Origin of the sequence: Bacillus ndiopicus, assembly GCF_000612805.1 — a bacterium.
In the GTDB taxonomy this organism is placed as follows: Bacteria; Bacillota; Bacilli; order Bacillales_A; family Planococcaceae; genus Metasolibacillus; species Metasolibacillus ndiopicus.
On record NZ_HG964405.1, the window covers coordinates 376,444 to 402,760 of the forward strand.

General features: G+C 38.0%; 22 protein-coding genes, 1 other RNA gene and 1 other annotated feature. Of the genes, 19 read left to right on the forward strand and 4 right to left on the reverse strand.

Annotated elements, in window-relative coordinates; translation table 11 throughout:
- Nucleotides 1-13: 13 nt before the first annotated feature.
- The 8 genes from TY13_RS10095 to dtd all read left to right on the forward strand — a co-directional run bounded on the left by TY13_RS10095 (nucleotide 14) and on the right by dtd (nucleotide 10,195).
- Nucleotides 14-325, forward strand: coding sequence for a post-transcriptional regulator (locus tag TY13_RS10095; RefSeq protein ID WP_052344296.1), 312 nt, complete (start codon nucleotides 14-16; stop codon nucleotides 323-325).
- Between the two features lie 277 nt (nucleotides 326-602).
- On the forward strand, nucleotides 603-2,867 hold the full coding sequence (secDF, locus tag TY13_RS10100; protein WP_042475096.1) for a protein translocase subunit SecDF: 2,265 nt from the start codon (nucleotides 603-605) through the stop codon (nucleotides 2,865-2,867).
- A gap of 125 nt (nucleotides 2,868-2,992) precedes the next feature.
- The gene (locus TY13_RS10105) at nucleotides 2,993-3,352 is read left to right on the forward strand and encodes a LapA family protein (RefSeq protein ID WP_042475099.1); all 360 of its coding nucleotides are present in this window, start codon (nucleotides 2,993-2,995) and stop codon (nucleotides 3,350-3,352) included.
- A 91-nt stretch (nucleotides 3,353-3,443) separates the two neighbouring features.
- A complete protein-coding gene (recJ, locus tag TY13_RS10110; RefSeq protein ID WP_042475102.1) occupies nucleotides 3,444-5,756 on the forward strand; it encodes a single-stranded-DNA-specific exonuclease RecJ in 2,313 nt (770 codons plus the stop codon).
- Between the two features lie 25 nt (nucleotides 5,757-5,781).
- Entirely contained in the window at nucleotides 5,782-6,294 is a 513-nt protein-coding gene (locus TY13_RS10115; RefSeq protein ID WP_042475104.1) for an adenine phosphoribosyltransferase, read from the forward strand.
- 418 nt (nucleotides 6,295-6,712) lie between these two features.
- Entirely contained in the window at nucleotides 6,713-7,369 is a 657-nt protein-coding gene (gene lepB, locus TY13_RS19820) for a signal peptidase I (RefSeq protein ID WP_052344297.1), read from the forward strand.
- Nucleotides 7,370-7,540: 171 nt separating this feature from the next.
- Nucleotides 7,541-9,733 carry a RelA/SpoT family protein gene (locus tag TY13_RS10125; protein WP_042475106.1) on the forward strand — a complete coding sequence of 731 codons (2,193 nt, stop codon included), beginning with the start codon at nucleotides 7,541-7,543 and terminating at the stop codon, nucleotides 9,731-9,733.
- A gap of 21 nt (nucleotides 9,734-9,754) precedes the next feature.
- Complete coding sequence (dtd, locus tag TY13_RS10130; protein ID WP_042475109.1) at nucleotides 9,755-10,195, forward strand: D-aminoacyl-tRNA deacylase; 441 nt, start codon at nucleotides 9,755-9,757, stop codon at nucleotides 10,193-10,195.
- Between the two features lie 107 nt (nucleotides 10,196-10,302).
- On the opposite strand, the gene TY13_RS10135 is transcribed toward dtd, so the two are convergent.
- Complete coding sequence (locus TY13_RS10135) at nucleotides 10,303-10,740, reverse strand: carboxymuconolactone decarboxylase family protein (RefSeq protein WP_042475111.1); 438 nt, start codon at nucleotides 10,738-10,740, stop codon at nucleotides 10,303-10,305.
- A gap of 14 nt (nucleotides 10,741-10,754) precedes the next feature.
- Entirely contained in the window at nucleotides 10,755-11,396 is a 642-nt protein-coding gene (locus TY13_RS10140) for an FMN-dependent NADH-azoreductase (protein ID WP_042475113.1), read from the reverse strand.
- A gap of 171 nt (nucleotides 11,397-11,567) precedes the next feature.
- On the opposite strand from TY13_RS10140, the gene TY13_RS10145 reads away from it, so the two are divergent.
- On the forward strand, nucleotides 11,568-12,071 hold the full coding sequence (locus tag TY13_RS10145) for an Rrf2 family transcriptional regulator (protein ID WP_042475114.1): 504 nt from the start codon (nucleotides 11,568-11,570) through the stop codon (nucleotides 12,069-12,071).
- A gap of 217 nt (nucleotides 12,072-12,288) precedes the next feature.
- Here the strand turns inward: TY13_RS10145 and TY13_RS10150 are convergent, their stop codons facing one another.
- Nucleotides 12,289-13,869 (reverse strand): SH3 domain-containing protein, encoded by a 1,581-nt coding sequence (locus TY13_RS10150; RefSeq protein WP_042475116.1) that lies wholly within the window; start codon nucleotides 13,867-13,869, stop codon nucleotides 12,289-12,291.
- Nucleotides 13,870-14,140: 271 nt separating this feature from the next.
- Nucleotides 14,141-14,381, forward strand: a binding site (T-box leader).
- Nucleotides 14,382-14,488: 107 nt separating this feature from the next.
- On the opposite strand from TY13_RS10150, the gene hisS reads away from it, so the two are divergent.
- The 10 genes from hisS to TY13_RS10195 all read left to right on the forward strand — a co-directional run bounded on the left by hisS (nucleotide 14,489) and on the right by TY13_RS10195 (nucleotide 25,555).
- Nucleotides 14,489-15,757 carry a histidine--tRNA ligase gene (hisS, locus tag TY13_RS10155; RefSeq protein WP_042475117.1) on the forward strand — a complete coding sequence of 423 codons (1,269 nt, stop codon included), beginning with the start codon at nucleotides 14,489-14,491 and terminating at the stop codon, nucleotides 15,755-15,757.
- 17 nt (nucleotides 15,758-15,774) lie between these two features.
- Nucleotides 15,775-17,547: an aspartate--tRNA ligase gene (gene aspS / locus TY13_RS10160; protein WP_042475119.1), complete on the forward strand. Its 1,773-nt coding sequence runs from the start codon at nucleotides 15,775-15,777 to the stop codon at nucleotides 17,545-17,547.
- A gap of 135 nt (nucleotides 17,548-17,682) precedes the next feature.
- A non-coding RNA gene (gene ssrS / locus TY13_RS20155) (6S RNA) lies at nucleotides 17,683-17,876 on the forward strand.
- 131 nt (nucleotides 17,877-18,007) lie between these two features.
- Nucleotides 18,008-19,909 (forward strand): N-acetylglucosamine-specific PTS transporter subunit IIBC, encoded by a 1,902-nt coding sequence (nagE, locus tag TY13_RS10165; protein ID WP_042475120.1) that lies wholly within the window; start codon nucleotides 18,008-18,010, stop codon nucleotides 19,907-19,909.
- Between the two features lie 12 nt (nucleotides 19,910-19,921).
- A complete protein-coding gene (nagA, locus tag TY13_RS10170; protein ID WP_042475122.1) occupies nucleotides 19,922-21,073 on the forward strand; it encodes an N-acetylglucosamine-6-phosphate deacetylase in 1,152 nt (383 codons plus the stop codon).
- A 166-nt stretch (nucleotides 21,074-21,239) separates the two neighbouring features.
- On the forward strand, nucleotides 21,240-21,956 hold the full coding sequence (locus TY13_RS10175; RefSeq protein ID WP_042475844.1) for a sugar isomerase domain-containing protein: 717 nt from the start codon (nucleotides 21,240-21,242) through the stop codon (nucleotides 21,954-21,956).
- A 12-nt stretch (nucleotides 21,957-21,968) separates the two neighbouring features.
- Nucleotides 21,969-22,232, forward strand: coding sequence for an HPr family phosphocarrier protein (locus tag TY13_RS10180; protein WP_154661580.1), 264 nt, complete (start codon nucleotides 21,969-21,971; stop codon nucleotides 22,230-22,232).
- A complete protein-coding gene (gene ptsP / locus TY13_RS10185; RefSeq protein ID WP_081796975.1) occupies nucleotides 22,232-23,938 on the forward strand; it encodes a phosphoenolpyruvate--protein phosphotransferase in 1,707 nt (568 codons plus the stop codon). The genes TY13_RS10180 and ptsP overlap by 1 nt, the downstream gene beginning before the upstream one ends.
- 13 nt (nucleotides 23,939-23,951) lie before the next feature.
- Nucleotides 23,952-24,656 (forward strand): glucosamine-6-phosphate deaminase, encoded by a 705-nt coding sequence (locus TY13_RS10190; RefSeq protein ID WP_042475130.1) that lies wholly within the window; start codon nucleotides 23,952-23,954, stop codon nucleotides 24,654-24,656.
- Between the two features lie 137 nt (nucleotides 24,657-24,793).
- The gene (locus tag TY13_RS10195) at nucleotides 24,794-25,555 is read left to right on the forward strand and encodes a tRNA threonylcarbamoyladenosine dehydratase (protein ID WP_042475131.1); all 762 of its coding nucleotides are present in this window, start codon (nucleotides 24,794-24,796) and stop codon (nucleotides 25,553-25,555) included.
- Between the two features lie 209 nt (nucleotides 25,556-25,764).
- Here TY13_RS10195 and TY13_RS10200 read toward each other — a convergent pair whose 3' ends face one another.
- Nucleotides 25,765-26,097, reverse strand: coding sequence for a DUF4288 domain-containing protein (locus TY13_RS10200; protein WP_052344298.1), 333 nt, complete (start codon nucleotides 26,095-26,097; stop codon nucleotides 25,765-25,767).
- Nucleotides 26,098-26,317 lie beyond the last annotated feature (220 nt).

The window sequence follows — 26,317 nt, forward strand, 5'->3', positions numbered from 1 at the left end:
AGGTGGGCATATTATGACGATTCGTTATTGTAAGCTTTTTGACCATGTGTATGTTGTGCTACAAAGTAAAATAGAAGAGTTTCGTTTTCTTCAATATCAAGCGCTTTCAGAGGAGGAGCTTTGGAATTATTGTATTGATCGAAAATGGCGTAAAAGAGAGATTGAAAGTCTGTCAATTGCTGAAGTGGTTGCAACCATTTTTGAATTAACACCGTCAGAAGTATTAAATTATCATCGATTTGTATCTCACCAGGCGCTAGATTTACAAAGTGAGTTAACTGCCGTATTATTTAACATAGAAAATTCCAAAATAGAGTTAGGATAGAAATGAAGCTTTTCAATTTGAAATGAGCTTAATTATATTGTCTGCTATTATTTTTGATAAAGATTAATTACTAACTATTGATGTAGAATCAAATTCACAATTCATTATTTGACAGCTAGCCAATCGTGTTTCATAATAAGCATATTGTGTGTATTCGTTTTTTAGAATGGATTTTGTTGGCTGCATTTGCGGCCGCTACATAAGTGAACGGAGAACATGGCGCATTGGCGCTTTTTCTCATGCACAAATTCGTGCACAAAGTTGAGGAGGATTTACAATGAAATTAGTTAACCGTATTATTACCTTTACACTGATTGTTTTATTGCTCTTTACAGGTATGGGTACGACGGTTCAAGGAGTTTTAGAAAAAGTAAGACTCGGCTTGGATTTACAAGGTGGTTTTGAAGTATTATACAAAGTTGAAACATTGGATGGGTCAAAGGTAACACCTGAAGTGTTAACAGACACAAATGCGGCGTTAAACCGACGCGTCAACGCATTTGGGGTGAGTGAGCCTTCCATCTCAATTGAAGGAGAAGACCGTATTCGTGTACAGCTAGCGGGCTTAGACGATCAATCGTCTGCACGTGAGTTATTATCAACTACAGCAAATTTAACATTCCGTGACGTGGATGACAATGTCTTGTTAGACGGAATGGATTTAAAAGAGAACGGTGCAGTTGGTACATTTAGTGACACGAATCAGCCGATTGTAACGTTAACATTGAAAGACGCAGCGAAATTTGCTGAAGCAACACAAAAGGTGTTAGAAAAAGGACCAGGTAAAAATTTACTTGTTGTTTGGCTGGACTTTGAAGAAGGTGTAGACTCATACGCAGCAGAAGCGGTGAAGGAAGATCCGAAATTTGCCTCCGCTGCCTCTGTAAGCCAAGTATTAAACACAACAAACGTGATGATTCAAGGTAATTTCACGCCAGAGGAAACAAAAAACCTAGCATCCATTTTAAACTCTGGTTCATTACCTGTTAAATTAACGGAAATTTATTCAACTTCTGTTGGTGCACAATTCGGTGAAAAAGCATTAAATAGCACCGTATTTGCAGGGGTAATTGGGGTACTAGTTATTTTCGCATTCATGCTATTGTACTACCGTTTACCAGGATTTGTTTCCATTATTACATTAATGGTATTTACGTATCTTGTACTTATAGTTTTCAATGGTATCAACGCTGTTTTAACATTGCCAGGGATTGCCGCGGTTGTGCTTGGGATTGGGATGGCAGTGGATGCCAACATTTTGACAGCCGAGCGTATTCGAGAGGAATTGCGCGTTGGTCATACACCAAAAGAAGCATTTAAGCTTGGGTCAAAGCAATCCTTATCAGCGATTGTCGATGCACAATTAACAACATTGCTTGTTGCCATTGTATTGTTCTATTTCGGTACAAGCTCTGTAAAAGGGTTCGCAACAACGTTAATTATTACAATTTTACTAAGCTTCGTAACAGCTGTTTGGGGCTCTCGCATGCTTTTAGGCTTGCTTGTCAACAGTGGCTATTTTGACAATGCTGCTTGGTATGGGATTCCGAAATCGAAGCAACATAAATTAGAAGAAGGCTTAAAAGCACTTGATTTAACAACGAAGTTCGACCGTTTAGATTTCGTTGGACATCGCCGTAAATTTTATGCATTCTCGATGATTATTTTAGTTGTAGGTGTCGTGATTATTGGTATTTTCCGCTTAAATCTAGGCATTGATTTCTCTGCGGGTACACGTGTGGAAGTTTTAGCAGACCGTGCCGTGACGCAAGAAGAAATGACGCAGTACTTTGAGAAAATTGGCTTTACTGCTGAGGATGTCATCATTTCAGGCGAAGAGCAAAATATAGCCGTTTCACGTTATAAAACGGAATTTTCACAGAAGGAAATTTTAGACTTAAAAGCACAAGTGAAGGAGGACTTCGGGCATGAACCAAGCGTAAGTGCTGTGTCATCAACAGTCGGAGAAGAGCTTGTGAAAAATGCGATTAAAGCGTTAATCATATCAACGATTGGTATTATTATTTATGTAGCGATTCGCTTTGAATGGCGCATGGGTATTGGGACAATCATTTCTTTACTACACGATGTATTTTTTATCGTGGCGATTTTCAGTTTACTGCGATTAGAGGTAGAAATTACATTTATTGCAGCCGTCTTAACGATTGTCGGTTACTCGATTAACGATACGATTGTGACATTTGACCGTATTCGTGAAAATGTGGATCATGCAGGTAAAATTGCAACGAAAGAAGAGCTGGCAAATATCGTCAATAAATCATTGCGTCAAACAATGGGACGCTCTGTAAATACAGTATTAACGGTTATTATCGTCGTTGTCGCACTTATTTTCTTAGGTGCACCATCGATTCAAAACTTCTCTATTGCGTTATTAATTGGTCTTGTAACAGGTATGTACTCATCAATTTGTATCGCTGCCCAAATTTGGTATTCATTAAAAGTACGTGAGATGAACAAAACTGGCGGCAGTGTTGTGAAAAAAGAGAAAAAACAATGGGGTTCAGACGAGCCGGTAGTTTAATCCAGAAAAGCTATCAAGAAAGCAGACCTTTTTATCTGCCTTTCTTGATAGCTTCTTTTATTTACTAGTAATCAAATACACGGTAAAATACAGATATGTTTAGGAAAAAGGGGAGGCGTTTATTGATGAAAACACAATGGACATTATTAATCGGTTTAGTTTTTGCTATTATTATTGCAGTATTTGCTGTAGTCAATGTTGACCCAGTGCCAGTCAATTATATGTTTGGTGAGGCGCATTGGCCACTGATTTTGGTCATTTTAGGCTCGGCTTTGATTGGTGCGGTTATCTCTGCGTCGTTTGTTTTCTTTAATTTGTTTAGCAAAACGCGCCAGATTAAGCATTTAACAAAAGATTTAGAGCAACGAGATCGTCAAATGGAGCGTTTAGAGAAAGATTTAGATGAGAAAATAAAACAATTGGCCGTACAACAAGAAAAATTATCAAAAAATGAGCGAGAAACGGTACAAGCTGAAGAATTATAATAGCGAGAGCCATTCGAAAAGTATTTGCTTCTTGAATGGCTCTTTATTCTTTCATGCTGTTATAATGGAAAGGTTAAAGGAAGTGTATAAAATGAATGTATTAAATAAAAAATGGATTATTCAGCGCCCAAACGAGCAGGCTGTTCAACATCTGCAGCAGCAATTAAAGCTATCACCAATCGCTGCGAAAATTTTAGTTGCACGTGGCTGTCAAACTGTTGAGCAAGCACAGAAAATATTGTCAATGGATGAACAGGCATTACATGATCCATTTTTATTACATAATATGGACAAGGTAGTTGAGCGCATTGAGCATGCGCTTGAGGCAGGAGAGAAAATATTAGTATATGGAGATTACGATTGCGACGGTATTACTAGTACAGCTGTAATGCTTCATGCTCTATTAGACTTAGGCGCAGATGTTGATTTTGTTATACCTAACCGTTTCGAGCATGGCTATGGTCCAAATGAGCAATTATTTCGCGAAGCACACGCGCAGGGCGTTCAATTAATCATTACAGTAGATAACGGTATTAGCGGCATTGAGCCAATCCGTGTGGCGAAGGAACTTGGCATGGATGTCATCGTCACAGATCACCATGAGGCAGGAGAAACCTTACCGCCAGCAGATATTATTATTCATCCACGCATACCAGAGGGGCATTATCCTTTTGGGGAGCTTGCAGGCGTTGGGGTAGCATTTAAAGTAGCACATGCATTATATGGTGAGGTGCCGACGCACTTATATGAATTAGCGGCGATTGGGACGATTGCTGACTTAGTGTCTTTAAAAGATGAAAATCGCTATATTGTTCAACAAGGTATAAAGTATTTACGCCAATCACAATGCCCATGGGTGCAAGCTTTTTGTAAAGTAGCGAGCGCCACACAGTCAGAAATTAATGAAGAAACAATCGGCTTTTATTTTGGACCGCGTTTGAACGCGATTGGGCGTTTAGGAGATGCTATGCCTGGTGTCCATTTTATAATGAGTGAAGATAGTGCGACCGCAAAGGAATTAGCTGAGCTACTCAATGCGAAAAACGCTGAGCGTAAAAATATTGTGTCAACGATTACAGAAGAGGCTGTTGCGATGATTGAGTCAAATGACAAGCTGAAAAATGCACATGTTTTAGTCGTTGCACAGGAAGGCTGGAATCCAGGGGTTGTTGGCATTGTAGCATCTAGGTTAGTAGAAAAATATTACCGTCCTACAATCGTCTTGTCGCTTGATGCGGCAAAAGGTATTGCAAAAGGCTCGGCACGCAGTATTGAAGGCTTCCATCTATTCAATGAACTAGCCAAAAATAGAGATATTTTGCCGCATTTTGGCGGTCATCCGATGGCGGCTGGGATGACATTAGCAATAGAGCAGGTAGAGCAATTACAAGAACGTCTAAATAAACAGGCGCAAGAGTGTTTAACGGCTGAACAATTAATCCCTCAGTTAATGATAGACATTCCAGTTGAACTAAGCGAAATTACAGTTGATGCAATTGAAGAAATCCAACAACTTGGACCGTTTGGTGTAGATTTTCCGAAGCCTGTTTTTGCATTGGAGCAAGTGAAGGTGAGCACTATGCGCAAAATTGGCGCAAATGAAGCACACTTGAAATTAGAATTGGATGATGGCTACTGTACAATTGATGCAGTCGGCTTTAATAAAGGCTATTTATTTAATGAAATATCGTACGGTGTTGAGCTATCCTTTGTAGGTGATTTGCAAATTAATGAATGGCAAAACCGTAAAAAGCCGCAATTTATGGTACAGGATGTGCAGTCGAATGAATGGCAATTATTTGATTTACGAGGCAAAAAGCAAACGACCAATTGGTTTACTACGATTCCACAAGAAGATACTGTCTTTGTCGTATTCAATGAACAGCTTGTGTCACATTTTGAACGGCAATTGCAAATATCGGTAACGCTAGCAGAGCAAGTAGAAAGGGAGAACAAGCCCTATGTAGCGGTGCTTGATTTACCTCCTAGTGAAGAGCATTTTGCCAAAGTGTTGCAAGCTATGCAGCCACAACGTATTTATGCACATTTTTATACAGCTACATCACATTATTTTAGTGGGATGCCAACACGTCAGCATTTTAGCTGGTACTATAGCTTTTTAAAGAAGAGACCAGGCTTTTCTTTGCAGCAGCATATCGAACCTTTAGCGCAACATATCGGATTAAATGTCGATGTAATAAATTTTATGACAAAGGTGTTTTTTGAGCTAGGATTTGTTACAATAGAGGGTGGTCTGACAACAGTTGTGGAAAATGCGCCAAAGCAAGCATTAGAAACGGCTCCGTCATACAAAGCACGTTCAGAACAAATGCAGCTAGAGCAAAAGTTACTATACGCTACTTATAGTGAGCTTAAGCAATGGTTAGATGGTCAAATGATGTAAGTGGATTCCTAAGGAGGAGTAATAAATGGATTTAAAGCAGTACGTAACAACGGTAGAAAACTGGCCGAAAGAAGGAATTAGTTTTAAAGATATTACAACAATTATGGATAATGGTCAAGCCTACAAATATGCAACAGATCAAATTGTTACATATGCGAAAGAGCTAGAAGCAGAAATTATTGTAGGACCAGAGGCGCGCGGCTTTATTATTGGTTGTCCAGTAGCTTATGCGCTAGAAATTGGCTTTGCACCAGTTCGTAAACCAGGTAAGCTACCACGCGAAGTAGTAAGTGTTGATTATGGTTTAGAATATGGAAAAGATACACTAACAATGCACCGTGATGCGATTAAACCAGGTCAAAAAGTACTGATCTGTGATGATTTATTGGCAACTGGTGGTACAGTAGAAGCAACAATCCGTCTAATTGAGCAGCTTGGCGGAATCGTTGTAGGCTGCGCATTTTTAATTGAGTTATCTGAATTAAACGGACGTGAAAAAATAGGAAATTATCCAATCAAAACATTAATTCAATATTAAAAGAGAGGCGGTAAATACAGATTTTAACCTGTATTTATCGCCTATTCTTTATATTATTATCTAAAGAAATAAAGCAAGCCATCTAGTTGATAGGTTCCCAACTTGTAACAATGAATTGATAAAACTACGATAATTGTTTGTAATTTATTTTCTTCTGTTAATTGTATTAGGCTAAATGAAGAACCATACATTGGATTTATTTGTACTTACAAACCTTGATTTTGTGTTTAAATTAAATACCACAGCTGCCAATATAGTAACAACGGAACAATAAAAAATAGTTTTTTCATGCTTTGTCTTATGTCGCTAGTTATCTTTCTCTTATTATCACATTTAATGTAAATAGTTTCTTAAAAGGTTCTATATGGTATATTTATTGTAAATTAAATTTCTCAATCCATAGAAAGAGGGATGCTAGATGAAAAAAGGCTATATCATTGTTGGGTTGATTGTGCTTGTTGGTGTCATTGTTATGTTTGTTGCCTTACGCAAAGAAGCAGTGCTTGTAGATACGATAACGCCTGAAAAGCTTACAACTGTGGCGCAAACGGCGGATACTTTTTTAGTAGAGTGGGCTTTAGATACGATGGATAGAGGGGATCATGATTTGTTTACTAGTGTGCATGGCAAGCTTGTTGTTTCTTCAAATATGTCAGATTTGCAACGAGGTATGATTGTATATTATGAAGTTCCGTCACAATTTTTAAAAGAAAATCCTAACTTGAGATCGCCTACGCTAGGCAGGGTGATTGGTTTACCAGGAGAAACGGTGGAAATTAAAAAGGGCAAAGTGTATATAGATGACCAACGACTTGCTACATTTTATGGTGAAGCAATTCAGTTTGGCATGAATAAAGAACAATGGTATGCTAGGGAACATGAAAAAAAGCAAACAAAAGAGCAAGAGCAACAAACTAAAGATTATTATAATTTAGCAATGCCAGCTATTACAATAGAGGAAGGCACTATTTTCGTTTTAGTAGATGCTTGGTGGCGTGGGTATGATAGTCGTCGTTTTGGCTTAATTTCAGTAGATGCGGTGAGGGGGATTGTACTTGGGTATGAAGAACCGTAAAAAATAGAGGCTGCTTAGAAAGGAAAATTTCTAAGTAGCCTTGTTTTTAATTGCTGATATTGCTGTTATAAAAAATTTCACGAATAACGCACCTTTACAACATACATCTATTTTTTATAAAATGGAGTTTATACATGAATCGTGAAAATATATGGACAAGGTGGATATGCAATGGCGAAAGAACAAATTTTAGCGCCCGAAGATGTTTTCGAGCTCGTTAAATCGTATATGAATAATGAACACGTTGACTTTGTGAAAAAGGCATACGAGGTTGCGAAGGAAGCACATAAAGAGCAGTTTCGTAGCTCAGGTGAACCATACATTATTCACCCTGTACAAGTAGCAGGAATATTAGCCGAGCTACAGATGGATCCAGCAACAGTAGCGGCAGGCTTTTTACATGATGTTGTTGAAGATACACCAACGACACGTGAGGATTTAGTGCGCGAATTTAATGAAGAAGTAGCAATGCTTGTAGATGGTGTGACAAAGCTAGGGAAAATTAAATATATGTCGAAGGAAGAGCAACAGGCTGAAAATCATCGTAAAATGTTTGTTGCAATGGCACAGGATATTCGCGTAATTTTAATCAAGCTTGCAGACCGTTTACATAATATGCGTACGTTAAAGCATTTACCTTCAGAAAAACAACGACGTATTTCAAATGAAACGCTTGAAATTTTTGCCCCTCTTGCCCATCGACTAGGGATATCAACAGTAAAGTGGGAGCTGGAAGATACTGCTTTACGCTATTTAAACCCACAGCAATATTATCGTATCGTCAGCCTAATGAAGAAGAAGCGCGATGAACGTGAAGCTTATTTGGATAATGTAATGGATGAAATTAAATCACAGCTTGATGATATTGAAATTGAAGCAGATATTTACGGACGACCAAAGCATATTTATAGCATTTATCGCAAAATGGCTATGCAAAAAAAGCAATTTAATGAGATTTACGATTTGTTAGCTGTTCGTATTTTAGTGGATAGCATTAAAGATTGCTATGCGGTGCTTGGTATTGTTCACACATTATGGAAGCCGATGCCAGGTCGCTTTAAAGACTATATCGCAATGCCAAAGCAAAATTTATATCAATCATTGCATACAACAGTTATTGGCCCTTATGGTGACCCCCTCGAAGTGCAAATTCGCACGAAGGAAATGCACAAAATTGCGGAGTACGGGATAGCTGCGCATTGGGCATATAAAGAAGGGAAAACAGTTGAACGCAGTAAAGAAAGCATCGATCAAAAATTAAGCTGGTTCCGTGAAATTTTAGAATTCCAAAATGAATCATCAAACGCTGAAGAATTTATGGAATCTCTAAAATTTGATTTATTTTCAGATATGGTATATGTCTTTACACCAAAGGGCGATGTTATTGAATTGCCAGCAGGCTCTGTACCGATTGATTTTGCGTATCGTGTACATTCAGAGGTTGGCAATAAAACAATTGGTGCTAAAGTAAATGGTAAGATGGTACCGTTAGATACACCTCTGAAAACAGGGGATATTATTGAAGTGCTGACATCGAAGCAATCATTTGGACCTAGTCGTGATTGGATTAAAATTGCACAAAGCTCGCAGGCGAAAAATAAAATTAAACAATACTTCAAGAAAAATTTACGTGAAGATAGCGTTATCAAAGGTAAAGAGCTAGTTGAAAAAGAAATTAAGGCACAAGAATTTGAAATAAAAGATGTTTTAACAAATGAAAACATTAAACGTGTTATTGAAAAATTCAACTACACACATGAAGAGGATTTATATGCGGCTGTAGGTGTTGGCGGTATAACAGCACAGCAAATCGTCAATCGTTTAGCTGAAAAGATGCGCAAAGAGCGTGAGCAAGAGGAAGCGCTTGAAAAAATTGTTAAGGAAATGCAAAATCCAAAGCCGAAGCGTACAACTGAATCTGGCGTTGTCGTAAAAGGTATCGATAATTTACTTATTCGATTGTCGCGCTGCTGCACACCTGTACCAGGTGATGACATTGTTGGCTTTATCACAAAAGGTCGCGGTGTTTCTGTTCATAGAGCAGATTGTCCGAATATTCAAGATGATGATAAAGAGCGATTAATCGCTGTTGAATGGGAAGCTGGAGTAGCAACAGAGCGAAAACAATACCCTGTTGATATTGAAATTTCTGCTTATGACCGTCATGGGATTTTAAATGATGTTATGCAAGTTGTGAGTGAAGCAAAAACGAATATTTTAGCTGTTGCAGGACGGGTAGATAGAGAAAAAATGGCCACATTGCATTTGACTATCTCCATTTCGAATACTGCAGAGTTAAACAAGGTAGTTGAAAAAATTAAGCAATTACCTGATGTTTATTCTGTACAGCGTGTTATTAACTAAAGTAGTAAAAGAGGTAATCGTATGAAAGTAGTGCTCCAACGAGCGAAAAATGCTTCCGTAACAGTAGATGGCAACGTAACGGGAGCAATAGACAAAGGCTATGTTTTATTAGTCGGTATCACACATAGTGATTCGTTAGAGGATGTTCAATATGTCGCGAAAAAAATCGCAGAATTGCGCATATATGAAGATGAGCAAGGTAAGATGAACCGCTCTATTTTAGAGGAGGGCGGAGCAATTTTATCTGTCTCGCAGTTTACATTGTATGCTGATGTCAAAAAAGGACGCCGACCAAGCTTTATCGAAGCGGCGCGCCCTGAGTATGCAGAGGGCTTATGGCAAGCATTTAATGAAGAGCTATGCGCGTACGGCCTGCAAGTAGAAACAGGTATTTTTGGAGCAATGATGGATGTTGCTTTAATTAATGATGGACCTGTGACAATTATTGTGGAATCGAAATAAAAAAGTTAGGGACAGAAATGGTTCCAGCACACAAAAAATCGAAATGGCATCAAGCTATTCCGATTTTTTGATTTTTTCAGGAGTTGTTTTTGTCCCATCCTCTATGATTATTCTGCAACATTCCCCATTGCAATAGAAATTCGATTCCAACTATTTATTTGATTGATTAAAATAACCAAATTAACATATTCTCTTTCGTCAAAATGTTCACGTACACGTTTATATAAATCGTCAGGTACGCGTTTCTCTGATATAAGTGTAATATGTTCAGCTAACTCTAATGCGACTTTTTCATCTTCAGAATAAAAATGGCATTCTCTCCAAGCACTGATACAATATATACGTTGTTCTGTCTCTCCCATTTTTTTAGCATCGGCTGTGTGCATGTTTATGCAATATGCACACCCATTAATTTGAGAAGCTCTAATTTTAATGAGTTCACGAAGCTTTCTATCAATACCACTTTTCTTCGTGTATTTTTCCATTTCCATCATTATCTTCATAGCATCTGGTGCAATTTCATAATAATTTATACGTTGCGTCATGGATTTTACCTCCATTATTTTTTTGCTAATTCAATTGATAATTGATCCGAAGTATTAAGTGCATTTTTTAAAACATCTTCTGTATTCAATAATGCTGTTCCTTGGACACGAAGAATTTTAAAATCCTCTATTCCAATAAAATTAAACATTGATTTAAGGTATTTGTGAGAATATTCTACTTCAGTATACCAATCACCATTTGTATACAATGAACCACTTGCCTGTATAACTACCATACTTCTTCCGTCGTTTAACAATCCGACAGAACCGTTTTCTGTATATTTGAATGTCTCTCGTGCTATCAGAATGTTATCCATATAATCCTTTAACTTTGATGGGATATTAAAATTATGCAAAGGCATGACGATAAGATATTTATTTGCACTTTTAAATTGCGCTAGTATTTTATTCATGCGTTCCAAAACTTCATTTTCTTCGTGTGTCAAAGGTTCTCCATTTCTTGACTTTTCCCAACCGCTCAAAACCACTTTATCTATCATCGGAACAACGTCTTCATATAGATTAATCTGTTCAATAACTTCTTCGTCATTTATATGTTCTTTATATGTCCTTAGAAAATGGTCAAAAACTTGAAGGCTCATAGAAATCTTTGATACTACCTCAGGGTGTGCATTTATAACAAGTAATTTATTCATAAAAAATCCTCCATTAAAATAAAAATGTTGTTAATTGTAGATTGTATTAATCGTCGATTAACTTTGTCTACAATATACTCTTTAAATTAATTTTTGTCAAACTGATTCATTTATGTATTTCTAAAATGTGTTACTATCAGAATAAATATATTGTTTTAAGAAGGTGAAGTAATGAAATATAGTGTTATGGTTGAATACGCCCTACACAGTCTTGTTTATTTAATTGATGTACCACCAAATGAAAGTATTGGAATAAAAGATTTATCCGAATTTCAAGGATTATCAGAGACTTATCTTTCAAAAGTTTTAGGGAAGATGTCCAAGGAAGGAATTGTGAGTTCAGTATCTGGAGTAAAAGGGGGGTATCGACTCAATAAGAAACCAGAAGATATTACATTTTGGGATGTTGTGCGAGCTGTTGAGGGTGAAGAGCCGATATTTCAGTGTAAGAATATTAAAGCGAACTTCGCTTATCAAAATACAAAACAAGATTGTAAATCTTGTTCAGGTCAATCTAACTGTACTATTAATATTGTCATGCTTGAAGCCGAAGAACAGATGCGGAATTATTTACGGAATAAAACAATAGCTTGGTTAGAACAAGAATTACTACGAACTTTACCAAATAAGCAGATAGAAGAAGCAAAAGAATTTTTTAAAAGAAATAAAAATTAATTTTAGAATTAGTAAAAGGATTTTTTGATTTCCACAATGAGAAAATGCTTTTCTTTTGGAGTAAGTGAAAGTATTTCATTTATAGTGAACAAGAATTCTAAGTCTGTGAATTCAAAGTCATTAGCTAAAAGCTCTCAGAAGACAACAGAAAAAATAGAGAAATCCGAATTTAAATTCGGATTTCTCACTAATTGAAGTTATTTATGTCCTAGCTATTCTATTTACTAAAGTAATTTAATAAACCTTGATAAATCCCTAGTGTTGCTTGCTCACGATAATAATCTGTTGTGATTGCAGCTTCTTCTGCGGCATTGCTTAAATAGCCTAGCTCAATTAAAATAGCGTTTTGGTGATTTTCTCTTAGTACTAAGAAATTACCAAATTGGGCGCCACGACTCCGTAAATTGACGGTTCCCTCTAGCCCATTTTGAACAGCTTCAGCAAGCAGTAGATTCGTATCACTGTAGTAATATGTTGTAAAGCCTGTAACTGAGCTGTCCTTGTTTGCATCGTAATGTAAACTAATAAAGGCATCTGCATTTGCTTGGTGACCCACCGCAATACGTTTTCGCAAATCAACATAGACGTCTGCCTCACGCGTTAATTCCACATTGGCCCCAGCTGCACGCAATTTTGATTTCAACAGTTCAGCGGTTTGCAATGTTAAGCCCTTTTCATATGTACCGCGAACACCTATCGTACCTGGATCGTTACCTCCATGCCCTGGGTCAATGATAATTGTTAATCCTTGCAGTGTACCATCCTTACGATTTTTTTGAGTAGCTGCTACATCTTGCTCGTTTTGAGAAGCAGAAACTACCCAATTTGCAACATAGGCTTCCTTGCCATCCGCTTTAACTTTATACCATTCGCCTTCCTTAGCGATAATTGTAAATTGTTGTCCTGCATCCGCTCGGTGGACAACGGCTGATGATGTGGAGGCTTGCTCACGCAAATTTGTACCGTTATAAATAATTGTGACATTTTCTGAAATAGGCTCTAACGGATCTGATGGCGCTTCTTGTTGTACTGTAAATGTGCCGTAAAAGCTATAAATCCAGCCCGATTTCTTTTTCGTGTATTGGATTTCAACCCAATTATTTTTTCTACTTAATACTTTGTATTGCTGACCTTTCGTTGCAACACCTAATATTTTGGATGTTGTACTCGCTTTTTTGCGGACATTTACTGTATCAACAACAACTGTAAATGTATTTGGGTCATTTTCTAATGTTTCAGTAGGCGATTGTTTTTCTTCGGTACTATTTTCTTGTTGCTGTTCCTCAGTTACAGAGGCTTGAGGTTTTTCATTCACAGTAATATACAATGTTGATACCCAGCCAACGACATTACCATATTGAATTTCAGCCCAATCCTGCTGTTGTTGCAATAGCTGCGCCTCTGCACCTACATGAAGCTGTGCTAGTACTGTAGCGGATAAAGAGGGCTCTGCACGTACATTGAGCTTGTCCACTTGCGAAATAACAATTTGTTGTTCAGTATTTTGCTGCTCACTCGCTGCTGTTTGTTTTATAAGCCACTTTGCTACCCAGCCTTCATTATTATCAACTGTTACATGCATCCAATCACCTTGCTGTTGGACGGAAGAAAGCAGTTGACCCTCTTTTAATGTGTCTAAAATTGGGTAGGATAGACCAGGGCCTTCACGTAAATATAAAATTTCAGCATTTACTATGTAATCATCTTTGGCAGCTTTCACACTAGGTGTTGTAGAGGGCAGTACCATTGTTAAAATAAGAATGGTACAAATAGTCCATATACTAATAGCTTTTTTCATCTTATAGCTCCTTTCAAAATATAATGGCTACGGGGAGTGATTATCTTGATTCAAGATAATAGCCCTAAAGGATGTCGCAGATTTTGAAGGGGTCTCCCTCGCTAGCTCAAAAAAACTGGACAAGAGTTAGCCGAGGTGTAATTGATTACACAAATTAATGTTTCACATTATTCATATTGTAAAAGCATTTTGGCATGAAAATCTATAGTTTTTTTGAAAATAGTTGACAAGTCCTGTATACATCATTATGATAAAATATAAATTCAAAAACTAATCGCCAGTGACCAAGCAAGTAGCAATAACTAGGGCTGACACAGAGAGGGAAAAACATCGGCTGCAATTTTTCCTACAGTATGTTTATTGTGAATAACACTTGAGAGGCTTTTTCTCGAAATGTCTAACATAGTAGGGAAAAACGGAATCGGCCGTTATCCGAATATCGAGAGGGTGTAATATATTTACATCAACTAGGGTGGAACCGCGGAAGTTATGAATAAGCTTTCGTCCCTTGCAAAATTATGCATGGGACGAGGGCTTTTTTTATTTGAAACCAGCGGAAAAATTGGGCTTAGCATTAGCTAAGTGTAATTGATTTTCTTAAAAGAAAGGGGAGCTTATTGTGAGCTTTAAAGTACCTAGAGGAACACAAGATATTTTGCCAGGACAATCTGAAAAATGGCAGCTAATTGAAGACAAAATTCGTGAATTATGTCGGGTTTATCGCTATAAAGAGCTTCGTACACCGATGTTTGAGTCAACAGAGCTGTTCCAACGTGGTGTTGGTGATACAACGGATATCGTACAAAAAGAAATGTATACATTTGAGGATCGCGGAGGGCGTTCTTTAACGCTTCGACCAGAAGGGACAGCTTCTGCAGTACGCTCTTATGTTGAGCATAAAATGTTTGGTCAGCCAGATCAACCAGTGAAGCTTTCGTATATGGGACCAATGTTCCGCTATGAGCGTCAACAAGCGGGGCGTTATCGTCAATTCGTGCAATTTGGTGTAGAGGCAATTGGTTCTGCTGATCCAGCAATAGATGCGGAAGTAATTGCATTAGCAATGGATATCTACAGCACTGCAGGATTAAAGGATATAAAGCTCGTGCTTAACTCTTTAGGGGATAAAGAAACGCGAGATGCACACCGTCAAGCATTGATAGAGCACTTTAAGCCAAGCATTGGTGAGTTTTGCTCAGACTGTCAAAAGCGCTTAGAAAAAAATCCGCTACGTATTTTGGATTGTAAAGTAGATCGTGAGCACCCGTTAATGGCAACAGCACCAGCGTTGACTAATTATTTAACATCAGACTCAGCAACGTATTTTGCCAAAGTGAAAAATTATCTAGATACACTTGGGATTGCCTATGAAATTGATCCAAATTTAGTACGTGGTCTTGATTACTACAATCACACAACATTTGAAATTATGTCAACAGCAGCCGGCTTTGGTGCAATTACTACACTTTGTGGTGGTGGTCGCTACAATGGATTAGTTGAAGAAATTGGTGGTCCAGATATGCCAGGCATTGGTTTCGCACTTTCAATCGAACGCTTATTATTAGCACTTGAAGCAGAGGATGTAGAATTAAATGTCAATGATGCGCTTGATATATTTGTTGTAGCGCTTGATGATGAAGCGAAGGTAAAGGCAGCAGAGTTGATTAGCTCTTTCCGCGCAAAAGGTATCTCAGCAGATATGGATTACAGCGACCGTAAAATGAAAGCGCAAATGAAAGCGGCAGACCGTTTAGGAGCAAAATTTGTACTTGTTTTAGGTGAAACAGAACTTGCAGAAGCAGCTGTTAATGTAAAAACGATGGAAACAGGTAATCAGCAAAAAGTCGCTTTCCATGATTTAGTGAACTATCTATTAGAGCAGAAATGATTTTGGAGGAGAAAACAATGGCACAAAGAACACATGCTTGTGGTGAAGTATATGAACAGCACCAAGGTCAAGAAATAGTATTAAAAGGCTGGGTACAAAAACGTCGCGACTTAGGCGGATTAATTTTCGTTGATATGCGTGATCGTACAGGAATTGTCCAAGTGGTATTTGGCGACGAGGCACCTGAAGCACTTGCAGTAGCAGAAAAAATTCGTAGTGAATTCGTTATTGAAGTAACAGGGAAGGTAGTTCTTCGTCAAGAAGGGCAAATCAATTCAAATATTAAAACGGGAAAAATTGAAGTCATTGCTTCTTCATTAACAATTATTAATGAAGCAAAAACACCCCCATTTGCTATAGACGATAAGGTAGAGATTTCAGAGGATTTACGTTTAAAATATCGCTACTTAGACTTACGTCGCCCTGTGATGTTCGATACATTTAAAATGCGCTCAGACGTAACTCGTACTGTTCGCAACTTTTTACAAAATGAAGGATTTTTAGAAGTAGAAACACCTATTTTAACAAAATCAACACCAGAAGGCGCACGTGACTATTTAGTACCTTCTCGTGTACATGAAGGTGAATTTTACGCATTGCCACAGTCACCACAATTATTTAAACAATTATTAATGGTGTCAGGCTTCGAAAAATATTTCCAAATTGCACGTTGTTTCCGCGATGAAGATTTACGAGCAGACCGCCAACCAGAGTTTACACAAGTCGATATTGAAACATCCTTTATGACGATGGATGAAATTATCGCGATGAATGAGCGTTTAATCCAACAAGTAATGCGTGATGTCAAAGGTGTGGAAGTGGAAGCTCCATTCCAACGCATGAGCTATCAAGAAGCAATGGCACGCTACGGCTCGGATAAACCAGATGTACGCTTTGGCTTAGAATTAAAGCAGTTATCAGATATTGTTAAAGATTCAGCTTTCGGTGTTTTTGCAAATGCGGTTAAAGCAGGCGGAGAAGTAAAAGCGATAAATGTCAAAGGTGCCGCAGACAACTATTCACGTAAGGATATTGATGCATTAGGCGAATTTGCTGGACGCTACGGTGCAAAAGGCCTTGCATGGTTAAAAGTAACTGCAGAAGGCTTAAATGGCCCGATTGCTAAATTCTTTGAAGGGGGAGCAGCAACAGCTATTATAGAAGCAACTGAAGCGGAAGCTGGTGACTTATTATTATTCGTAGCGGATAAAGCATCAGTTGTAGCAGATGCACTTGGTGCGTTACGTTTAAAATTAGGTAAGGAATTAAATTTAATTGACGAATCGCAATTCGCGTTTTTATGGGTTGTTGACTGGCCATTATTTGAATACGATGAAGAAGAAGGGCGCTATTATGCAGCGCACCATCCATTCACTCGCCCGTTCGATGAAGATCTTGCATTAATGGAATCAAATCCGCAAGCAGTGCGTGCACAAGCATATGATATTGTATTAAACGGCTATGAGCTAGGTGGCGGTTCATTACGTATTTACGAACGTGACTTACAGGAAAAAATGTTTGAATTACTAGGCTTTACACAAGAAGAGGCGCATGCGCAATTCGGCTTCTTATTAGAAGCGTTTGAATATGGCGTTCCTCCACATGGTGGCTTGGCATTCGGTCTTGACCGTTTCGTTATGTTACTAGCGGGTCGCACAAACTTACGCGATACAATCGCCTTCCCGAAAACGGCATCAGCAAGCTGTTTATTAACAGATGCTCCATCACAAGTTGCCGATGCACAACTAACAGAGCTTCATTTAGCCGTAACGGCAAGCAAGGAAAAGTAATAAAAAAGCGCTTGGGATTAAGGTTTCTCACCTTGTTCTCAAGCGTTTTTACTTTATAAATATTTAAACCTATAAAAAAATCTTACTTACATTAACTTGAATATTCAGATTATTTATGCTAGAATATGTTTAATACGAATCCTGAAGTGTTTGTTGTGAGTTGTTAATTTATGTTTTGACCGAACATTAAATGAATGGGAGCCTTTATTTCGCTGGCGGCAAACATGCCCCCTATAATAGCGGGACGTTTAATGTAGTGAAGCGGGCACCCACCTGCTAGAGAGCGGGTTCAAAGCTTTTATCAACATGACGGCACATTCGGGATTCGTTTTTTTTTGACTAGTTGGTAACCTCATATTTTAGTAACTTCTTTTTAAAATAGTCTAGAAAAGCGTTTTCATTTTATGTATACTTGTATAGACAACTAGTCCAAAGTTTAAAATTAAAGGGGGATTATTAAATGTTGGCTTTTTTACAAAAAATAGGTAAATCATTAATGTTTCCGATTGCCACTTTACCAGCGGCAGCATTGCTTGTTCGTTTTGGGCAAGAGGATATGCTAAATTTACCTGTTATCGCCGCAGCTGGTGACGGTATTTTAGGTAATTTACCTATTATTTTTGCCATCGGTATTGCGATGGGGTTTGCCTTTGATACTAGTGGGGGTGCAGCACTTGCAGGGGCGATTGCTTATCTTGTATTAACAAATGGCTTAAAGGCATATGACGAAACGATTAATATGAGCGTGTTCGGCGGAATTATTTCAGGGGTTATTGCAGGCCTACTTTACAATAAATTTTATAATGTAAAATTCCCTGAATGGCTATCGTTCTTTGGTGGAAGGCGCTTCGTACCGATTATTACTTCCATTATTATGACTGCACTTGTCTTTGTATTCGGTGTCGTTTGGCCACCTGTGCAAGGTGTTATAGATAGTTTAGGTGATTGGGTACTTGGTGCAGGCGGTCTAGGCGTAGGTGTCTATGGATTATTAAACCGACTGTTAATTCCAGTAGGTCTACACCATGTTATCAACACGATTGTATGGTTTGATTTTGGTACATTTACAAATGCTGCTGGCGAAGTTGCACATGGGGAAATTAATCGTTTCTTAAAAGGCGATCCAACAGCAGGAACGTTTTTAGCAGGTTTCTTCCCAATTATGATGTTCGGTTTACCATCAGCGTGTTTAGCGATGTATTTTGCAGCGAAAAAGGAAAAGCGTGCAGCTGTAGGTGGTATGTTATTGTCGATTGCACTAACAGCATTTATAACAGGGGTAACTGAGCCGATTGAATTTACATTTATGTTCTTATCACCTGTTCTATATGGGGTACACGCAGTGTTAACGGGTATCTCTTTATATATTACAGAATCATTAGGAATATTACATGGCTTTGGCTTCTCTGCAGGGTTAATTGATTATTTATTAAACTTTGGTATTGCGACAAAGCCGGTATTACTCTTTGGAGTAGGTTTAGTATTTGCAGTTATTTACTTCTTTGTGTTCTACTTCTTAATCAAAGCCTTGAATTTAAAAACACCTGGGCGTGAAGATGATGAGGATGAAGAAGCAGAGCTTTCTGGCTCAGCAGATGAAGTATTAGATACAAAAGCATTTTATATGATTGAAGGACTAGGCGGTCCATCGAATATTAATGAAGTTGATTATTGTGCAACACGTTTACGTATGTCATTAAAGGATACTACTGTAATTGATGAAGCGTTATTGAAACGCTACGGAGCGAGAGGCGTAATGCGTATGAACAAAACAGCTGCACAAGTTGTTATTGGTCCTTCTGTAGAGTTTTTAGGTGATGCCATAAGAGGCAGATTAAAGCAAGGTCATCCACCATTAAAAAATGAAGCTGTTATGTCAACTGAAGAAGAGCAAAATACTTCATTAAATGGTGCTTTGAATGTAGCGATGCCTGCAACAGGTGAGTTATTGCCATTAACAGCAGTACCAGATCAAGTGTTCTCTACTGGCATGATGGGACCTGGTTTCGCAATAAATCCTACTGATGGTGTCTTTGTTTCACCGGTAAATGGTGAGATTGCTATGGTATTCCCAACGAAGCATGCAATTGGCTTAATGGCAGAAGATGGCACAGAAATTTTAATTCACGTTGGTTTAGACACTGTAAAATTAAATGGTGAAGGCTTTGAAGTATTAGTTGAGCAAGGTCAATCTGTGAAAAAAGGTGACTTGCTATTAAAAGTTGACTTACAATCAGTAAGTGCAGCAGCACCATCAATTGTGACACCAGTAGTGTTTACAAATTTACAAGGCAAAGAAATCAAAGTAAAACAAAGTGGTAATTTACGAAATGGGGACGCAATTAATATTGAAATTAATTAAGGACTGATAATTATGACGGAGCCATTAATTTTGAAAAATGTTACAGTTGTCAATTATGATGGTCTAACTGAAAATTGTAATGTAACAATTGAAGGGGCACAAATTGCAGCTGTAACCGAAAATAACCAAAATGGTACAGGAATAAATTGTGCAGGGTATTATTGCTTACCAGGCTTTATTGATATGCATATTCATGGAGCGGATGGCGTTGATACGATGGATGCGACAGAAACGTCGCTCCATCAATTTGCTGCTGCGCTCGTAGCAGAAGGAACGACAAGTTTTTTAGCTACGACGATGACGCAAAGTGAAGAGGCAATTGAAGCAGCATTGCAAAACGTAGCAGCATTTAAACAAGATGCTGGAGAGGCCAATTTATTGGGCGTTCATTTAGAAGGACCATTTATTTCAGCGCAATGTGCAGGTGCTCAACCAATAGAGCATATCCAACCACCATCGATTGAAAAATATCAACGTTGGCATGAATTAAGTGGAAACAAAATTATGCAAATGACGATTGCGCCGGAAGAAGGAATGGAACTTGTCCAATATGCAAAAGAATTAGGTGTAATTGTTTCAATCGGTCATTCAAATGCTACAGCAAAGGAAGCAAAAGAAGCGGTAACAAATGGTGTTACACAAGGCACGCATTTATATAATCAAATGAGGGCAATGCACCATAGAGAGCCTGGGGTTGTAGGTACTGTTTTATTAGAAAAGAATGTTTATGTTGAAATGATCGTTGATTTCATTCATATACACCCTGAAATGGTCAATTTAGCATATCGTTTAAAAGGGCCAGAAAAAATTATTCTAATTACAGATGCGATGCGCGCAAAAGGGCTTGCATATGGAAAATATGATTTAGGTGGACAAGAAGTAAACGTAACGGAGGCTGGTGCTCATTTAGCAAGCGGTGCACTTGCCGGAAGTATTTTAAAAATGAATGATGCAGTGCGCAATATGCAACAGGCAACAGGTGCTTCTTGGAAAGAGCTCGCTCAAATGTCATCATTCAATGCGGCGAAACAGTTGGGTTTATCACAAAAAGGGTATATTAAGGCTGGAAATGACGCAGATTTAGTGATAGTTGATAAAAATTTACAAGTGCAATATACGATTGTTAACGGTAAAATCGCTTACTCTAGCAGTGGTAGGAAGTAATTGATTAGTAATGAACTATGCCATAAAGATTTAGTTGGTTAAAGCAAACACGGGCTGTCGGGAAATGTAGGTGCTTGCCTACTTTCCTGGCAGCCCTAAGCAGTTTCATTTAATCGACGAAAGCGCTAAAATGTTAGATAATTACTTAGGATTGCGGGGTGAGAAAATGCATCAATATTTTAAAAATATTCAGCAGTTGCTAGGTAAAATAGAGCAACAGGAAGAACAGTTAAAAGAAGTTGCTGAAATCATTGCAACAAAAATTGCAAAAGGTGGTATTATACAATTATTCGGTGCAGGACACTCCTTTTTGCTAGCGGAGGAGCTGTTTTATCGTGCTGGTGGGTTAGTGCCAGTGAAACCGATATATCTTGAGCCGTTAATGCTTGCAGCGGGCCCGAGAACATCTTCTCACAACGAAAGAACAGAAGGTGTTGTACCAGCGCATCGACACTTGCTTGATATTCGACCTGAAGATACGGTTATTATTATATCTACCTCAGGTCGCAATGCTGCACCTATTGAAATGGCATTCGAGGCAAAAGAACAGGGAGCATTTGTGATTTCTTTGCAATCGTTATGCTATACTAAACAGGAAAGCACACATAGTAGTGGCAAACGTTTAGAGCAGATTGTAGATATCGTTTTAAATACGTCCGTACCAGTTGGGGATGGTGTATTAAAAAGCGATGACTATCAATATGGAGCAAGTTCTACTATAGTTGGTGCAACAATGCTCAACGCACTCGTCAGTATGGTTATTGAGCAACTTTTAGCAGTGCAGCAAGAAGCACCTGTTTTTGTTAGTAACAATATTAATCAGTCATCTTCTAAAAACGACAAGTACTGCAAACAGTTTGAAAACAGAATTACATTTAATTAGGAGGAATTTATTATGGAAAAAACTTTCACAATTACAGCAGCAGAAGGATTACATGCTCGTCCATGTACATTATTAGTACAAGGAGTTGCTGCATTCCAATCAAATGTTACAATTTCTTATAATGGTCGTGATGCGAATTTAAAATCAATTATGGGTGTTATGGCACTTGCTATTCCGTCTGGTGGTGCTATTACGATAAAGGCTGAAGGCGATGATGCAGCGGCAGCACTTGCAAAAGTTGAAGAAGTTATCAAATCACAAGGTATTGGTCAATGATGAGACAATTGCAAGGAATCGCTGTTTCAGAAGGACTAGCTGTTGCGAAAGCATACCGTTTAGCAGAGCCTGACTTAGCAATTATCGAGCATGATGTTGTGGAGTCTTCATCAGAGAAAAAACGCTTTCATGATGCTATTGCAAATGCAAAAACGCAGCTAGAGAAAATTCGTGATTATGCCATCTCGATGGTTGGTGAAGAGGAGGCAGAAATTTTTTCTGCCCATTTACTCGTTTTACAAGATCCTGATTTTCATGCAGCTATCGAAGGAGAAATTGATCAGCATATACAGGCTGAAAAAGCATTAGAAAAAGTAGCGCAACAATTTATCGATTTATTCCTACAAATGGATAACGAATACATGCGCCAACGTGCAGCGGATATTGAGGACGTAGCGCGTCGCATTTTAGCTTGTTTACTAGGTAAAGTATTACCTGATGTATCGCAAATAGATGAAGAAGTCGTATTAATTGCTTACGATTTATCGCCATCTGTGACTGCACAATTAAACAAGCAATATGTAAAAGGCTTTATTACAACGATTGGTGGACGTACATCACATACGGCGATTTTAGCAAGAACATTGCAAATTCCGGCTGTTGTTGGTGTAAAGGAAGCAGAATCAATTGAGCATGGCGAGATGGTGCTATTGGATGGAACTTCAGGCCAATTAATCATCAATCCATCAGAAGAAACGCAGCGCGAAGCTAAAGAGCGTATGACTGCGCAAGCAGAACGCGAAAAGCAACTACAACAATTTGCAAATAAAGAAAGCATAACAAAAGACGGTGTGCATGTTGAGCTTGCGGCGAACATCGGAAGCGTGCAAGATGTAGAGGCTGTTTTAAAAATTGGAGCAGACGGTGTAGGTTTATTCCGTACGGAATTTTTATACATGGATAGCACTTCATTACCAACAGAAGAGCAGCAATTCGAACTTTATAAAGCAGTGCTTGAGAAAATGAACAACAAGCCGGTTGTTGTGCGTACACTGGATATCGGCGGCGACAAGCATTTAGAATATTGGCAGTTACCTAAAGAGGAAAATCCATTTTTAGGACAACGTGCGATTCGCCTTTCTTTAGCAAATGAAGAAATTTTTGTTACACAACTACGTGCGTTGTTACGTGCAAGCCAGTATGGTAATTTAAAAATTATGTTCCCAATGATTGCGACAATTCAGGAACTACGTCAAGCGAAAGATGTTTTGCAAAAGCAGCATGACGCATTAGTAAACGAAGGTGTTGCTATTGGTGAATATGAAGTTGGTATTATGATTGAAGTACCTTCAGCAGCAATTTTAGCAGATGTTTTGGCACGTGAGGTTGATTTCTTCTCAATCGGTACAAATGATTTAATTCAATATACATTTGCAGCTGACCGTATGAATGAATCGCTTGCCTATTTATATGAGCCATTCCATCCAGCTATCATTCGCTTAATTGAGCAAGTAGCTTCAAGCGCTCGCAAGCATGGTATTTGGACAGGTATGTGCGGCGAAATGGCTGGCGAGCAATTAGCTTTACCAATCTTGCTAGCATTAGGATTGGATGAGTTATCAATGAGTGCGAGTGCAGTTTTACGTACTAGAGAAAATTTATCAAAATTAAATAAAAAAGCACTGCAGCAGCAAGTAGATGAGCTTTTAGCCTGCGAGTCTGCGGAGCAAGTAAAAGACTGGGCTAAACAAGTGTACAATAATTAAGGGGGAAATATTTGTGGCATTACAGCTGAAAACATTTGAAAATATAAATGAGCTATACGACTTTGCAGCACAATTTTTACAACAAAAAGTAAAGGATGGTGCAAAAACTTTCGGCTTAGCAACAGGTGGAACGATGCAGCCCCTTTATAAAAATTTACGTCAGAGTGATGTAGATTTTTCAAGTTGTACAAGCTTTAATTTAGACGAATATATCGGCTTACCAATCACACATCCAGAAAGTTACTTTACATATATGCAGAAGGAGCTTTTTGAGCAAAAACCATTTCATAAAAGCTATCTTCCAAATGGTTTAGCTGAGGATGCAGAATTAGAGGCACAGCATTACAATGAGTTGCTAGCGAAACATCCAATCGATGTACAACTGCTAGGTGTTGGAGAGAATGGGCATATTGGTTTCAATGAACCAGGCACAGCATTCTCTGAAAAAACACATGTTGTTACATTAACGGAATCAACTCGTCAAGCAAATGCTCGCTTCTTCGATTCGATTGATGAAGTACCTACGAAAGCAATTACGATGGGTATTGATAACATTTTACAAGCAAAAGAAGTACTTGTCATAGCGGTTGGTGAGAAAAAACGTGCAGCATTGGAATCTCTATTGCAAGGTGAAGCAACTGTTGATTCTCCAATTACAGCATTACAGCAACATGCAAATGTACTAGTTTTAACAGATTTAAATATTTCACTTGCCTAATTGCGTTTTTTTGTATATATTTTTCAAGTATTCATCTTTTCTAAGTATAGTACTCGGAATAATAATGATGGAGAGGGATGGACAATTCCTCTCTATTTCTTTGTACAGAATAAATATAAAATAACGGAGTGAGAAACATGTTACACCAATTTTCACGCAATGAGCTTGCTATAGGTAGTGAAGGATTAGCACTTTTAAAAAATACGACAGTTGCTATTTTAGGGGTAGGTGGCGTAGGCTCCTTTGCAGCGGAGGCATGTGCTAGAAGCGGTATTGGACGCATTATTTTAGTTGATAAGGACAATGTTGATATTACAAATGTAAATCGTCAATTAGTTGCTTATTTATCAACAGTTGGCAAATCAAAATCAGCGGTGATGAAAGAACGCATCGCAGATATTAACCCTGAATGTGAAGTAATTGATATGCATATGTTCTATACAGAAGAAACATATGAACAATTTTTCGCACAAGGCATCGACTATGTTATTGATGCAAGTGATACAGTGATGTATAAAATTCATTTAATGAAAGAATGCTTAAAGCGCAATATCCCAATTATTTCGAGCATGGGTGCAGCTAATAAAATGGACCCTACACGCTTCCAAATTGCAGATATTTCAAAAACACACACAGATCCATTAGCGAAAGTAATTCGCACTAAGCTACGTAAAGAGGGAATTAAAAAAGGTGTAATGGTTGTCTTTTCAGATGAATCACCAGTTGTTGTACGTGAAGATGTTGTACAGCATGTTGGCAAGCCCGATGCCACAATCCGCAAAGCAAAAATGCCACCAGCATCGAACGCCTTTGTGCCATCTGTAGCTGGCTTAATCGCAGCAAGCTGGGTTATCAACACAATCGTTAAAGATATTCATATTGCGCGCGTGAATGACTAAGTTTGAATTTCAATTATTAAAAAAGAACGCATGGAATCAAGTCGTGAAAACTTGATTTTATGCGTTTTATTTCTATTCAATTTTTCATATCGATAAGCTTTTCGACTTCCAGTTTAAACATCGGCTTTGACATATCCTCGAAATTTTGAATGAAGGGATTATCCGCCTGTGAAACAAAATGACCATCTTCAGAAATTTTAATTTTTCCTTTATTTATCAAGAGAATATAGCTCAATCACTTCGCTGGCTGTAATTGCCCCTTCAAATGGTAAAAAGCGGCTGTACACTTCTTTGAAATCTATGTCCTCCTCAAAGTCATCAACTAATACGAATATATCTAAAATCGTGACAAAACGCCAAGTCGTTTGTCCACCTAGCGCATTTTCATATGTTTCATCCACAAAATAATCACGTACTTTTTGTTCAATTTCATCTTTACTTGTTGCCTTAATTAAACGAATTGTTTCTTCAAATGTTTTACCTCCGTCTTGGTTGGGTATGACTATAGATTCCAGCAACACTTTTACAGAATAGACTTTCATGATAGACCTCCTTAAATCCTTTTAATTATTTTACTCTCAAGATAATTTCATCATATCGCCAACTATATCATAATGAAATTTGCGGTTTTCTGTAATTTATTTTTATATTATCCAAAAACCTTACCAATAATCTCCGCCATTTAATATTAATTTTAAACTTTGATATAATAGGTGGTTTGTAGGTGAGCGTTACATTACAATTTATGGTGTGATGTTACTA